We start from the raw sequence: 13,765 nt of genomic DNA, 5'->3' as shown, positions 1-13,765 counted from the left end.
CGTCTTCGTTTCCCTGCTATCCGTTCTATTAGATAGATTTGCGTTCTGTCAAGCAGAACGTTGAGGGGAGGTCCTCACGCACCGCCGACAGCCGCGCGCAATCCGTTCCAAACGGGGCGCGGCCCGTACACGTACAGCCTTTCGGTTGTGCGCAAGACGGGCTTCACGCTAGCTGTTAGCGGAAACGGGCCGACCTCTCATCCGAGACATTCGTGTCGCCGACCCACGGCGCCGCGGCAAAGACACAGGAAGAAGCCCCATGACGCCCTCACCGACGCCGCTCAACGGCATCCGCGTTCTCGATCTCACGAATGTCCTCGCCGGGCCGTTCTGCTGCCATCAGCTGGTGCATTTCGGTGCCGAGGTCATCAAGGTCGAGACGGTCGGGCGCGGGGATCTGGCCCGCAACCTCGGCTCCGATCCCGAGTTGAACAAGAAGGGCATGGGCGTCTCCTTCCTGGCGCAGAACGCGGGCAAGAAATCGGTGACCGTCAACCTCAAGCACGAGGCCGGCAAGGAACTCCTGAAACAGCTCGTGCGCACCGCCGACGTGCTGGTGGAGAATTTTCGCCCCGGGGTCATGGATCGCCTGGGCGTCGGCTACGAGGTGCTGAAGGCCGAGAACCCGACGCTGATCTACTGCGCCATTTCGGGCTTCGGCCAGGAGGGGCCCTGGATGAAGCGTCCAGCCTACGACCAGATCATCCAGGGCGCCTCGGGCGTCATGTCGATCACCGGCGATGCCGAGAGCGCACCGCTCCGCGTCGGCTATCCTCTTGCCGATACGGTGGGCGGGCTGACCGCCGCCATGGCGATCACGGCCGCGCTGAACGCCCCCGCGCGCGGCACCTTCATCGACGTCTCGATGCTGGAATCGGTCATCGCCACCATGGGCTGGGTGGTCTCCAACTATCTGATCGCGGGCGTCACGCCCTCGGCCAACGGCAACGAGAACATGACCTCCGCGCCCTCTGGGGCCTTCCAGACGGCAGACGGGCTGATCAACATCGCCGCCAACAAGGACGAGCAATGGCAGATCCTGGCGAAACACATCGGTCGCGAAGAGCTCCTCGCGCGGCCGGAATTCGCCACCCGCGAGCTGCGCAAGGCCAACCGCCTGACCCTCAAGGCCGAGATCGAGACGGTGCTCACCACCCGCTCCGCCAAGGAGTGGGAGGGCGAGCTGAACGCCCTGGGCGTGCCCGCCGGCGCCGTGCTGACGGTGCCCGAGGTGCTGGCCGCCCCGCAGATCGCCGAGCGCGGCATGATGGCCACCTTCAGCGGCACCCCCGGCGTCGGCCGCGACATCACCGTGGTCCGCACCGGGGTCAAGATGGATGGCGCCGCACCATCGGTGGCAACCCCGCCGCCGGCACTCGGAGCAGATAACGCAGAGGTTTACGGATCGTTAGGGCTTTCTCCCGCAGACCTGAACCGTCTGAAGGAAGAAGGCACGATTTGATGACCGACAAGACAGACGCACAGGAAGTCGCCGACTGGTGGACCACCTCCATCATCGACATGAAGCCGGGGCAGATCGCCTTTCGCGGCCATCCGATCCAGGACCTGATCGGCAACGTTTCCTTCCCGGCGATGATCTGGCTGATGGTTGCCGGCCGCATGCCTTCCGAAGGGGAGGCCGCCCTGCTCGAGGCGGCGCTGGTTGCTGCCGTCGACCACGGGCCCCAGGCCCCCTCCATCGCCGCCTCCCGCATGGCCGTCACCTGCGGCCTGCCGCTGAACAATGCCATGGGCAGCGCGGTCAACATGCTGGGTGACGTGCACGGCGGCGCCGGGCAGCAGACGCTCGAGCTTTACTACGACATCGCCGCCCGCGTGGATGCCGGTGCCACGGTCGACGCCGCGACCGCCGCCGCCATCGCCGACTGGCAGGCGACGCGGGGCAAGTTCATTCCCGGTTTCGGGCATCGCTTCCACAAGGATGGCGATCCCCGCGCGCCGCGCCTCCTGGCGCTGGTGCGGGCTGCTGCGGAGGCGGGCACGGTCACCGGCCGCTTCGCCGGGATCGGCGAATGCGTCGAGGCCACGCTGGGGCAGGGGCGCAGCCGCCCCGTGCCGATGAACATCGACGGCGCCACTGCCGTCATCTTTGCCGAACTGGGCTGCGAGCCGCCGCTGGCGCGTGGTATATTCTGCCTGTCCCGGTCGGTCGGAATCCTCGCCCATGCCTGGGAACAAACCCAGCAGGGCGGGCGCAACAAGGGGCCGGTGCCCCCTCGCTTCCTCTATACCTACAAGGCGCAGGAAGAAGCGTAAGACACCGGAAACCGACACTATCGTCATGCTCAAGGGAGGAACCTCATGACCCTGAAACTGAAACTGGCCGCTGCCTTCACCGCCGCCGCGCTCGCGGTGCCCGGGGCTGCCATGGCCTTCGAGCCCAGCAACACGGAATGCATCGCGCCGGCAAATCCGGGCGGTGGCTGGGATTTCACCTGCCGCCAGGTGGGCAAGACCCTGCAGGATCTCGACCTGATCCCCGGGACCATGAAGGTGACCAACCTCACCGGCGGGTCCGGTGGCGTGGCCTATGCCGAAGTGACCGGCAAGCGCAGCACCGATGACGACCTGATCGTCGCGGCCTCCTCGGCCACCGCCACCCGTCTGGCCCAGGGCGCCTTCCCCGGCGCGTCGATGGACCAGGTGCGCTGGGTTGCGGCCGTCGGCGCCGATTACGGCATCATCGCCGTGCCTGCCGACAGCGAGATCAACACCCTGCCCGAACTGCTCAACAAGGTGAAGGAAGACCCGCGTTCGATCGCCTTCGCCGGCGGTTCCTCGGTGGGGGGCTGGGATCACCTCAAGGTGCTGATGGCGGCCCAGAAGGCCGGCATCGAGGACGTCCGCAAGGTGAAATACGTGGCCTTCGAGGGCGGCGGCGAGGCCATCACCCAGCTGCTGGCCGGCTCCGTTCAGGCCTTCACCGGCGATGCCTCCGAGGCCAAGGGCTTCGTCGACAGCGGCGACATCAAGGTGCTGGCCGTTCTCGCCCCCGAGCGCATGCCCGGTGACTTCGGTGCCTACCCGACCGCCAAGGAACAGGGGATCGACGTTGTCGGTGCCAACTGGCGCGGCTTCTATGCCCCCGGCGACATGGACCCCGAGGCCTATGACTACTGGGTCAACTCCATCGGTACGCTCTACGCCTCCGACGAGTGGAAGCAGGTCATGGAAACCAACGGCCTGGCGCCGCTCGATCTGCAGGGCGAAGCCTTCGAGAGCTTCGTGGCCGACTCCGTGTCCCAGATCCAGGACCTGTCCCGCCAGATCGGCCTGATCAAGTAAGCTGATCCGGGCCGTTCCGCGCGCTGCGCGGGGCGGCCCTTTCCGTCCGCGCCCCTGCCGCTCCGCAGGCAGGGCCGCGACCGGCTCCGCACCCCGATAACAATGAACTCAGTCCAGGGGGGACTCCTCATGCAAAGGACAGACACGATCGTCGGCATTGTCGGCGTCGCGCTCTCCGGCTTCTTCATCTGGCGCACGACGCTGATCGAAGAGCCGTTCATTTCCGATCCGGTTGGGCCAAAGGTCTTCCCCATCATCATCTGCGTGGTGCTCGGGCTGGCCTCGCTGGCCATGATCCTGCGCCCCGATCCCGAACCCGAATGGCCCGGTTTGCCGGGCCTGCTCGAGATCGCCGCCGGCACCGTGGTCTTCATCGCCTATGCCGAGCTCCTGCCGGTGCTGGGCTTCGTCATCGCCACCTTCTTTGCCGCGGCCTATCTCTCCTGGCGCCTCGGGGCCACGCCGGTGGCCTCCGCGATCGCGGGGGTATCGATATCGGTCGGCATCTACGTCGTCTTCCACCTGATCCTCGGCCTGTCGCTGGCCGAAGGTCCCTTCGGTTTCTGAGGAGGCGCTGATGGAACTCCTGTCTTCTCTCGGTGACGGCTTCGCCGTTGCCATGACCATGCAGAACCTCATGCTGGCGGTCATCGGATGTCTGCTGGGCACGATCATCGGCGCGCTGCCGGGCCTCGGGCCGTCGAACGGCGTCGCCATCCTGATCCCGCTGGCCTTCTCGCTGGGCCTGCCCGCGACCCCGGCGATGATCCTGCTGACCTCGGTGTACTACGGCGCCATGTACGGCGGGCGGATCTCCTCGATCCTGCTCAACATCCCCGGCGACGAACCCGCGATGATGACCTGTCTCGACGGTCACCCGATGGCCAAGAAGGGCCGCGCGGGCGAGGCACTGGCGATCTCGGGCCTCGCGTCCTTCGTCGGCGCCTTCTTTGCCACCTGGGGCCTCGTGCTGCTCACCCCGCAGCTGGTCAAGGTCGCGCTGCTCTTCGGCCCGGCGGAATACTTTGCGCTCTTCGCGCTGGCCTTTGCGACCATCGGCGGCATCTCGGCCCGCAATCAGGCGAAATCGGCCGTGGCCATGGGCCTCGGCCTGCTCATCGCCATGATCGGCGTCGATCAGCAGACCGGCGTTACCCGGCTCGCCTTCGGCAATATCCACCTCTACGACGGCATCGACTTCCTGATCGTCATCGTGGGTCTCTTTGCCCTGTCCGAAGTCTTCATCTTCCTCGAGCACCGCGCCGGCGGGGGGCAGGACGTGGGCTCCCAGGAAGTCGGCAGGACCGTGCCGTCCTGGGGGCTGATCCGCCATGTCATGCCGGCCACGCTGCGCTCCACCGTCATCGGTTTCATCGCGGGTGTGCTGCCCGGGGCAGGGGCCTCGCTCGGCTCCTTCCTGGCCTACACCGTCGAGAAGAAGGTCTCCGACAAGGACAGCACCTTCGGCACCGGTGATCCGCGCGGTGTCGCGGCTCCCGAGGCCGGCAACAACGCCGCCGCCGGCGGCGCCCTGGTGCCGATGCTGGCGCTCGGCGTGCCAGGCTCCGGCACCACCGCCGTTCTGCTCTCGCTCCTGCTGGCGCTGAACATCACCCCCGGCCCGCTGCTGTTTCAGAACAACCCCGATGTGGTCTGGGGCCTGATCGCGGCGCTCTTCATCGCCAACTTCGTGCTGCTGGCGCTGAACCTGCCGATGGTGAAGGTCTTCGTTAAGGTGCTGCAGGTGCCGACGCGCTACCTGATGCCGGCCGTGGCGATGATCTCCTTCGTGGGCATCTACGGCATCTCCGGCTCCACCTTCGACCTGATGGTGATGGTGGGCTTCGGCGTGCTGGGCTGGTTCCTGCGCAAGATCGACGTGCCGCTGGTACCGATCATCCTCGGTACCCTGCTGGGCAAGCTGATGGAGACCAACATGCGCCGCGAGCTGACGATCTCGGACGGCAACTACGGGGCGCTCTTCGACAGCTGGCTGTCGATCGCACTCTGGGCCTGCGCCATCATCGGCTTTGTCGCCCCGATCATCGTCGGTCGCTACTTCAGCCCGCAGCGCCTCGCTGCGGAACGCGACGAGACCCTCGACGCGGACTGATCGCTCACGACAGGCTTCCCCCGGCGCGGCCGACCTCTGCGCCGGGGGACAGGAGGGCCCGCCCGGCAGTGCCGCGGCGGGCCTTTTCATGCCTGCTTGCTGCCGTCCGCCAACCGCCCCCCCGCGATCTGTCCCTGACGTGCCCTGCGCCCATGAAAAAGGCCGCCCCGGTTTCCCGAGGGCGGCCTGTCTCGTATTCGCGGTCGCTGTGCCGGGGCTCAGCCGGCCCGGGCCTCCATCGCGCGCTTGGCACGATAGGAGAAGAGCACCAGCGCCAGGATCGTCACCACGTATGGCACCGTCTGGATCAGCTCTGCCGGGATCCAGCTGTAGAGGTTCGGCATCAGGATCGAGAGCGCGTCGAAGACCCCGAAGAGCAGGGCAGCCAGGGCCGCACCCACCGGGTGCCTTGCCCCCAGCAGCACCGCACCCAGGGCGATGAAGCCCCGGCCCGCAGTCATGTCGCGGGTAAAGCCGATGTAGTTGTACATCGCCAGCTGCACGCCGCCGAGGCCCGCCAGCGCGCCGGAGGCGATCAGCGCCCAGGCCCGCACCTTCTGCACCGCGATGCCCGCGGCCTCAGGTGCGGTGGGGTATTCGCCCACGGCCCTCAGCCACATGCCGCGCGGCGTCCGGTAGAGGAAGTACCAGATCGCGAAGACGGTAAAGACCGCCAGCCAGCTCAGGATCGAGTTGCCGGTCAGCAGCTCGAGCACCGGAACGTTCTCGAAGGCGGGGATGGTGATCGTCGGTACCGGTTTCGAGGGCAGGTTGATCGAGGTGCCCTTGTCGCCGCCCGTGGCCAGCGACAGCGCGAAAACGGTGCCGCCGGTGGCCATGATGTTGACGGCAAAGCCCACCAGGATCACGTCCGCCTTCATGCGCAGGTGGAAGAAGGCCATCAGCCCGCCCAGCACGGCGCCGGCGCCGGCCCCGGCCAGAACGCCGATGTACCAGGGCGCATAGGCCGAGACGACCACCGCCGTCAGCGCGGCGATCAGCATCATGCCTTCCAGCGCCACGTTCAGCGCCCCCGAGAGGTCGGAAATCAGCCCGCCCATGGTGGCAAAGAGCAGCGGCGTGGTGGCCCGGATGACGGTGATGAAGAAGGTCGCGGTCAGGACCGCGTGCAACAGGTCCATCATGCGCTGGCCTCCTCTTTATCCTGCTTGCGGGCCAGGAACCGCGCCAGCGCCTTCTGCCCGGGAATGGAGAACTGGCTGGCGACCAGCAGGATGATCAGGGCCTGCACCACGGCGATCATCTCGCTCGGCACGTCGGTGCGCAGCCCCATCAGAACGGCGCCCTGCCGCAGGTAGCCATAGGCCAGCGCCACGAAGGGCACCGCCAGCGGCTTGTTGCGCGCCACGATGGCGATCAGGATGCCCTCGAAGGCCAGGTTGCCGTCAAAGCCCACGGTGATGCGGCGAAACGCCTGGCCCTGCACGAAGACGCTGCCCAGCAGGCCGCCGATGGCGCCCGAGAGGGTCATGGCCGAGATCATGATGAAATTGGCCTTGATGCCGGCGTATTCGGCGAACCGCGCGTTGTCGCCCACCAGGCGCAGCTTCAGCCCCCAGGTGGTGCGATAGAGCAGGAACCACACGATGGCCACGCAGGCCAGCGCGATCACGATCCCCAGGTCGAAGCGCGTGCCCGGGATCAGGGTCGGAAAGGTCGCCGGTTTCGGGAACTTCGGGCTCATCAGCTGGCCGGAGCCGGGCGGGGCGAGGAAGGCCCGCACGATCCAGTTCACCACCAGGATGGCGATATAGGTCAGCATCAGCGACGACACGATCTCGGAGGCGCCGAAGCGCGCCTTGAGGAAGCCCGGCAGAAAGCCGTAGGCGCCGCCGCCGATCATCCCGGCCAGCATCCCGAGCGGGATCGCCACCCAGGCCTCGCCCAGCGGCGAGAGCGCCACCAGCGCGGCACAGAGGCCGCCGACATAGACCTGCCCCTGCAGCCCGATGGAGAACTGCCTGGCCTGGAAGACCAGGCTGAAGGCCAGGCCCGCCAGTGTCAGCTTGGCCACGTCGTCGATCCAGACGCCGCGCGTCCGGGCCGAGCCGAGCGGGCCGGTGAGGAAGGTTTCAAAGGCCTTGCCCGGTTCGTCCGAGGTGGCCCAGACGATCAGGAAGCCCACGAAGAGCGCGATCAGCACCGCGATCAGGGTGCGGCCGATGTCGCGGAACAGCGTCATGGCGCGGGAAGGGGGGACAGCACTCATCGCATTGCCGCTTTCATGGTTGCCTCGTCCTGTGTCTCGATGCCCAGCATGTAGGCCCCCAGCGTCTCGGCGGTCAGTTCCTCGCTGTTGCGGAAGGCCGCAACGAGGCGCCCCCGGTAGAAGACGACCAGCCGGTCCGAGAGCGCCAGCAGCTCCGACAGGTCCGCCGAAGACAGCAGGACCGCGGCGCCGGCGTCACGGGCATCGGTGATGGATTTCCAGATGAATTGCGTGGCGCCCAGGTCGACGCCGCGGGTGGGCTGGTTCACCAGCAGCAGCTCGGGCTGTTCCGACAGCTCGCGTGCCACGACCACCTTCTGCATGTTGCCGCCCGACAGCGTGCCGACGTTGAATTCCGGCCCGCCGACGCGGATCGAGAAACGCTCGATCAGGTCGAGGGCATTCTGCCGGATCGCCTTCAGGTTCAGCACCCCGCGCCTGGCAAAGCGCTCGTCCTGCAGCCGTGTCGCCACCAGGTTCTCGGCGGTGCTGGTGCCGATGGCCAGGCCTTCGGCGATGCGGTCCTCGGGGATCGAGCTCACGCCCATCTGCCGCCGCTCCAGCACCGGCATGTCGGTGATGTTGGTGCCCTTAAGCGTGATCGTGCCGCCGCGCGCCTTGCGCAGGCCCGCCACCGCTTCCAGCAGTTCCGCCTGGCCGTTGCCCTCGACACCGACGAGGCCGAGGATCTCGCCCTCGTGCACGTTCAGGCTCAGGTCGTCGGCCAGCGTCACGCCGGTCCCGCTCTTCAGGGTCAGCCCCTCGACGGCCAGCGTGCGCGGCCCGTCATGGGTGGAGCGGTCGACGCGCAGAACGACCTCGCGGCCCACCATCAGGCTCGCCAGCTCGCTCTCGTTGACCTCGCTCGATGTCACCTGGCCCACGGTCTTGCCCGCGCGCATCACGGTGATGCTGTCCGAGATTTCAAGCACTTCCGGCAGCTTGTGCGCGATGAAGATCACCGTGCGGCCCTCGGCCACAAGCGCGCGGATCGCGGTGAAGAGCTCCTCCACCTCCTGCGGCGCCAGCACGGCGGTAGGCTCGTCCAGGATCAGGATCCTGGCGTCGCGATAGAGTGCCTTGAGGATCTCAACCCGCTGCTGCTGGCCCACGGGCAGCTGCCCGGTCACGGCCTCGGGGTCCACCTTCAGGCGGAAGCGCTCCGACAGCTCGCGCACCTTGGCGATGGCCTCGGCGCGGTTGTACTTGATGCCTTTCGCGGGCTCGCTGCCCAGCACCACGTTCTCGTATACGGTGAAGGAGGGCACCAGCGAGAAATGCTGGAACACCATGCCGACACCGGCGGCAATGGCGTCCTTCGGCCCTTCGAATTCTGCGGCGCGGCCATGCACCAGGAGCTGGCCGGCATCGGGTATCTCCAACCCGAAAAGGATCTTCATCAGGGTGGACTTGCCGGCGCCGTTCTCGCCCACGACCGCATGAACCTCGCCCTCGCGGACGGTCAGGTTCACCCCGTCGTTGGCCACGGTCCCGCCCGGATAGATCCGGGTGATGTCCACCGCCTCGATTGCTCTCTGCATCTGCCCTCGTTCCTCTAGCAAAACGCCCGCCCCGGCGCGAACCGGGGCGGGCCATGTGTCGGCAGACACGGGTTACTCCATGGTGGTGTCGACGGTGATGTCGCCGTTGGCGATCTCTTCCTGCACCTTGTCCACTTCCGCCTGCAGCTCGGGGCTGACCACGGCGTCGTAGTATTCGTTCTTGGCGATGCCCACGGCGCCGTCCGACAGGCCGAGCAGCATGGTCTCGCCATAGGGCGCGGTGCCGTCGATGGTTTCCGACAGCGCGGTCACCAGGCTCTCGCCCACTTCCTTCAGCACCGAGGTAAAGATCACCTTGGCCTGTTCCGGATCGGTCTCGGCAAAGATGGTCGCCTGGTCGCTGTCGACGCCCACGGCCAGCTTGCCCTGGTCACGGGCGGCCTGGAGCGAACCCACGCCGGTGCCGCCGGCGATCGGGAAGATGATGTCGGCGCCCTGGTCGAACTGTGCCAGCGCCAGTTCCTTGCCCTTGGCCGGGTCGGTGAAGGAGCCCGCGACGGCGCGCATGAAGGTCACGTCGGGGTTGGCGGCCTTGGCCCCCTGCTCGAAGCCGACGGCGAATTCCAGCACGGTGCTGCCCTCGACGCCCAGGATCTCGCCAATCTTGTTGGTCTCGGTCAGCTTGCCGGCGGCATAGCCCGCCAGGTAGGCCGCGGTCGAGGTCTGGTACATGATCGACAGCACGTTGGAGTAATCGCCGGCGCTGTAGTCGGGGGCGTCGTCGAAGATGATGAACTTGGTATCGGGGAATTCCTCGGCCAAGTCGGTGATGAAGCCGGTCATCTCCCAGGTGCCGCCGATGACGACGTCATAGCCCTGGTCGGCCGCGTCGGCCAGCGCCGGTTCCCAGCGCGAGCGGTCGATGCCGGCCTCGATGACCGTCGCCTCGACGGGCAGCTCGTCCTCGGCCTTGGCCAGGCCGGCCGCGGCGGAATCGAGGAAGCTCTTGTCGCCCAGCGTGCCGTGCACGACGAAGGCCACCTTCAGAGGGTTGTCCTCGGTGTAATCCGCGGCAAAGGCCGGCACGCTCAGGCTGCCCAGGGCCACGGTGGCCGAGAGCATCAGTTTGGTCGCGGCGCGACGGGTAAGTTTCAGGGACATGGTACTCTCCTGTTGGGATGGGGTCTGTCAGGCAGGTTCGGTCACCGGCCGCCAGTGCAGCGACGCGGTATAGAGCTCTTTCAGCCGGTCGAGCCGGCCTTTTTCGATCATCGTGACCGGCGGGGTGCCCAGCCGCTGCATCGGATCGACCAGCGTCATGCCGCGGGTCAGCCCGGGGGCGAGGGAGACCGCCACGCTGGCCTCCTCCGCCTGTTCCACCAGCGACGGATCGATCACGACCGCCGCGGCAAAGGGATCGACGAAACGAAAGACATCTCCGCCGCCGTATTCTTCGGTCACCTCGCGGGTGCGCTTGCTGATCCGGGCGTTGAACCGGCCCAGCGGATCGTCGGGCAGCGTCGCAAAGATCGCATCCAGTTCCGCGCCGGTCATCGCGTGGTTCACGCAGGGTTCCCAGGGTACGACCCGGGTGGGGATATCGGCCCGAAAGACCACGTCGGCGGCCTCCGGGTCGGCATAGATGTTGAACTCGGCCGCCGGGGTGCTGTTGCCGCGGCCCCAGAGCGTGGCGCCCATGATCGTCAGCTGGCCGATGCCGGCCTCGATGCCCGGGGCCTGCAGGATCGCCATGGCCAGGTTGGTCAGCGGGCCGATCATCAGCATGTCGATCTTCTCGCCGGTCTCCGACGCACGGCCCAGCACCTCGATCAGGTAGGGCACGGCGTGGCGCGGATCATGGGCCGGCAGATCGGCGGGCAGCTCGGCGCCGCCCAGCCCGTCCTCGCCGTGCACATCCGTCGCATTCACCATCGGCTGCGCCATCGGGCGGTCCATGCCGCGGATCACCGGCACGTCGCCTGCGCCGCAATAGGCCAGGGTGGCCGCCATGTTGCGGCTCGCCAGGTCGAGCGCCACGTTGCCGAAGACGGTGGTCACCGCAATCGGCCGGATATCGTGCGCCAGCAGCATGATCAGCGCCTGGGCGTCGTCGATGCCGCCGTCGGTATCCAGAATGAGAGGGGTCACGCGCTGGCCTCCTGTGTCGTCTTCGCCGCCGCGACCCGGGCCCAGAATGCGGCATAGGCAGCGGAATAGTCTTCCCGGATCTCCCGATAGGACCGGCGCGTCAAGAAGCGATCCCGGACAAGTGTCTCCCCATCGACAAACAGGTACCGCAAATCCCGCCCGGACCCTGAATATACAAGGGCCGTTGCCGCATCCGGCGTCTCGGACCAGCCCGGTTTGCGCATGTCGAAAACGGCGATGTCGGCGGTCTTGCCCACTTCCAGGCTGCCGGTGCGGTCATCGATTCCCAGCGCCTTTGCCCCCTCGATCGTCGCCATCCGCAGCAGCTCCCGCGAGGAGAGCGGCTGGGCGCGGCCCTCGCGATGGCTGGCGATCAGCCCGGCCACCCGCATTTCCGCGACCATGTCATAGGAATTGTTCGCGGCCACGTTGTCGGTGCCGAGCGCAACAGTCACGCCCGCGGCCCGCAGGTCGACCACCGGGCAGATCCCGTCGCGCCCCGAGCGCAGGCCGGCGCTGGCGCAATGGGCGACAGAGGCCGCCCCGGCCCGGGCAAAGACGGCAATGTCCTCTTCGCTCAGGTCAAGGCAATGCGCCGCATGCACCCGCCCCTCGAAGAATCCGTCCTTTTCCAGCTGCTGCGCGGCGGTGGTGCCGTAACGCTCCAGCGTGATCTCGTTGTCCTCGGGGCCTGCCGCCATGTGCAGGTGCATGCCACAGCCAAGCTCTCCGGCCAGGGCCACCTCGGCCTTCAGCGTCTGCTCGGAATTGTCGACATAGGGCGCATGGGGGCCGAACCAGGGGATGATGCGGCCGTCGGGGCTGCGCTGGCGCTGCACGAAATCGCCAGCCTTCTTCAGCTCCTCGGCACCATGTTCAAGGTCGCCCAGCTCCACGATGCCATAGGCGATCACCGCCTTGATCCCGGCCTCGGCCACGGCGCCGGCGATCTCGTCGGCAAAGAAGTACTGCTCGCAGAAGGTCGTGGTGCCCGACAGCGCCATTTCCGCGCAGGAGAGCGCCACCGCGGGGGCGATGTCACCGGCCTCCAGCGACAGTTCCGGCTCCCGGATCGCGTTGTACCAGCCATCCATCGTCAGCAGGGATTGCCCCTCGGCGCGGCCGCGGAACAGGATCATCGGGGCGTGGGTATGGGCGTTGATCAGTCCGGGGGTGATCAGGTGGCCCTCCAGGTTGATGGCCTCGTCAAAGGCACCCGGAGCCGGACAGGTATGGGCCTCGCCAAGGCCCATGATGATGCCTTCGCTGACGGCGATCCAGGCGTCGTTCAGCTGGCGATCCTCGGCGTCGGCGGTCAGAATTGTGGCATTGTAGAGGAGGAAAGAAGACATTTGACCCCGGACTGGTAAAGCGATTTACTAAATACCTAAGGCGATTCCTCGGATCAGAGTCAATTGGATTTCCGGGGCAGTTCGGGGCACCGTTTGTCCCTCCGGGTGTTGCCCAAAAAATAGTCGGAGCCCTGAGCGCCGGCCAGAAAAATGGGGATAAAACCAATGGCTTCCACCCAACCTCAAGAGGCCGTCGCCTCCGGGCCCTTTGCCGCAGATTTGACCATTCCTGCCCGGCTTGCCGCGGCGGACGGCGGTGCCATCCGGGCCGCGGCCCAGGCCGCGATGAAGCCGGGCTTTGTCCTTCCGGCCCAGGCGGTTGCCGATCTGGTCGCATTGCACGGGCTTTCCGGCGCCGAGGAACTCTGCCTGCATCTGCTGCCCCTGGCCGAGGGGATCGCCCGCCCGCCGATCTCCGATTTTCACGTCGGTGCCGTGGCCCTCACCACCGATGGCCAGGTGCTGCTCGGCGGCAATCTCGAATGGCCGGGCAGCCATCTCGGCCTGACGCTCCACGGCGAGGGCTTCGTCTCCATCCGGGCCTTCCAGCTGGGGCTCACCCTCGCCGCCGTCGCGATCAACCAGGCGCGGCCCTGCGCCCATTGCCGGCAATGCCTCTCGGAATATGCCGCGGCGCCCGACATGCTGGTGATCGACCCCGAAGGGCACCGCCTGCGCCTCGACGATCTCTATCCCTGGCCCTTCACCCCGCGCGACCTCGGGCGCTCCGGGGCAGGGGCCGAGGCCCCCTGGCCGCTGGGCCTGCCCGCCGGGGCCCAGGTGCCGGAGGAGGTCGCGGGCCCGCTCGCCGCAGCCCTGCAGCACGCCCATGCGCCCTATTCGCAATGCCCCGCCGCGGTGGCGCTGATGACCGCGCAGGGCGTCGTGGCCGGGAGCGTGATCGAGAGCGTGGCCTTCAATCCTACGATCCAGCCGGTGATGTCCGCCCTCGTCCAGATGGTGGCGGCCGGCGCCGCGGGCGATCAGATCACCGGCGCCTGGCTGCTGCAGACCGGCGGCGCGGTGGATTACGCCGCCTCCACCCGCGCGCTGCTCGCGGTGCTGGCGCCGGAGGCCCCGCTCACCGTGCTTGCCGCCGCGCCGCTCTAGGCCG

Annotated in this window: 12 protein-coding genes; 6 read left to right on the top strand and 6 right to left on the bottom strand. The window is 67.4% G+C overall.

Annotated elements, in window-relative coordinates; all coding sequences use genetic code 11:
• Nucleotides 1-259: 259 nt before the first annotated feature.
• The 5 genes from AC0WR5_RS13955 to AC0WR5_RS13935 all read left to right on the top strand — a co-directional run bounded on the left by AC0WR5_RS13955 (nt 260) and on the right by AC0WR5_RS13935 (nt 5,419).
• Nucleotides 260-1,462 (top strand): CaiB/BaiF CoA transferase family protein, encoded by a 1,203-nt coding sequence (locus tag AC0WR5_RS13955; protein ID WP_475863985.1) that lies wholly within the window; start codon nt 260-262, stop codon nt 1,460-1,462.
• Entirely contained in the window at nt 1,462-2,277 is an 816-nt protein-coding gene (locus AC0WR5_RS13950) for a citryl-CoA lyase (protein WP_475863983.1), read from the top strand. The genes AC0WR5_RS13955 and AC0WR5_RS13950 overlap by 1 nt, the downstream gene beginning before the upstream one ends.
• A 45-nt stretch (nt 2,278-2,322) precedes the next feature.
• Nucleotides 2,323-3,306 carry a Bug family tripartite tricarboxylate transporter substrate binding protein gene (locus tag AC0WR5_RS13945; protein ID WP_475863982.1) on the top strand — a complete coding sequence of 328 codons (984 nt, stop codon included), beginning with the start codon at nt 2,323-2,325 and terminating at the stop codon, nt 3,304-3,306.
• A 129-nt stretch (nt 3,307-3,435) separates the two neighbouring features.
• Complete coding sequence (locus AC0WR5_RS13940; RefSeq protein WP_475863980.1) at nt 3,436-3,873, top strand: tripartite tricarboxylate transporter TctB family protein; 438 nt, start codon at nt 3,436-3,438, stop codon at nt 3,871-3,873.
• 10 nt (nt 3,874-3,883) lie between these two features.
• Nucleotides 3,884-5,419 (top strand): tripartite tricarboxylate transporter permease, encoded by a 1,536-nt coding sequence (locus tag AC0WR5_RS13935; protein ID WP_475863979.1) that lies wholly within the window; start codon nt 3,884-3,886, stop codon nt 5,417-5,419.
• Between the two features lie 218 nt (nt 5,420-5,637).
• Here the strand turns inward: AC0WR5_RS13935 and AC0WR5_RS13930 are convergent, their stop codons facing one another.
• The 6 genes from AC0WR5_RS13930 to AC0WR5_RS13905 all read right to left on the bottom strand — a co-directional run bounded on the left by AC0WR5_RS13930 (nt 5,638) and on the right by AC0WR5_RS13905 (nt 12,651).
• Nucleotides 5,638-6,564 carry an ABC transporter permease gene (locus tag AC0WR5_RS13930; protein ID WP_475863978.1) on the bottom strand — a complete coding sequence of 309 codons (927 nt, stop codon included), beginning with the start codon at nt 6,562-6,564 and terminating at the stop codon, nt 5,638-5,640.
• Entirely contained in the window at nt 6,561-7,649 is a 1,089-nt protein-coding gene (locus AC0WR5_RS13925) for an ABC transporter permease (RefSeq protein WP_475863976.1), read from the bottom strand. Before AC0WR5_RS13925 ends, AC0WR5_RS13930 begins: the two co-directional genes overlap by 4 nt.
• Complete coding sequence (locus tag AC0WR5_RS13920; RefSeq protein ID WP_475863974.1) at nt 7,646-9,190, bottom strand: ABC transporter ATP-binding protein; 1,545 nt, start codon at nt 9,188-9,190, stop codon at nt 7,646-7,648. Before AC0WR5_RS13920 ends, AC0WR5_RS13925 begins: the two co-directional genes overlap by 4 nt.
• A 72-nt stretch (nt 9,191-9,262) precedes the next feature.
• On the bottom strand, nt 9,263-10,312 hold the full coding sequence (locus AC0WR5_RS13915) for a BMP family lipoprotein (RefSeq protein ID WP_475863972.1): 1,050 nt from the start codon (nt 10,310-10,312) through the stop codon (nt 9,263-9,265).
• A 27-nt stretch (nt 10,313-10,339) separates the two neighbouring features.
• A complete protein-coding gene (locus AC0WR5_RS13910) occupies nt 10,340-11,299 on the bottom strand; it encodes a nucleoside hydrolase (protein WP_475863970.1) in 960 nt (319 codons plus the stop codon).
• On the bottom strand, nt 11,296-12,651 hold the full coding sequence (locus AC0WR5_RS13905) for an amidohydrolase family protein (RefSeq protein WP_475863968.1): 1,356 nt from the start codon (nt 12,649-12,651) through the stop codon (nt 11,296-11,298). Before AC0WR5_RS13905 ends, AC0WR5_RS13910 begins: the two co-directional genes overlap by 4 nt.
• A gap of 165 nt (nt 12,652-12,816) precedes the next feature.
• Here AC0WR5_RS13905 and AC0WR5_RS13900 point away from each other — a divergent pair, with 165 nt between their 5' ends.
• Nucleotides 12,817-13,761: a cytidine deaminase gene (locus AC0WR5_RS13900; protein ID WP_475863967.1), complete on the top strand. Its 945-nt coding sequence runs from the start codon at nt 12,817-12,819 to the stop codon at nt 13,759-13,761.
• Nucleotides 13,762-13,765: the final 4 nt, after the last annotated feature.

Source organism: Pseudooceanicola sp. DL12, from assembly GCF_056270665.1.
This window is presented reverse-complemented; position numbering and strand designations above follow the sequence as displayed.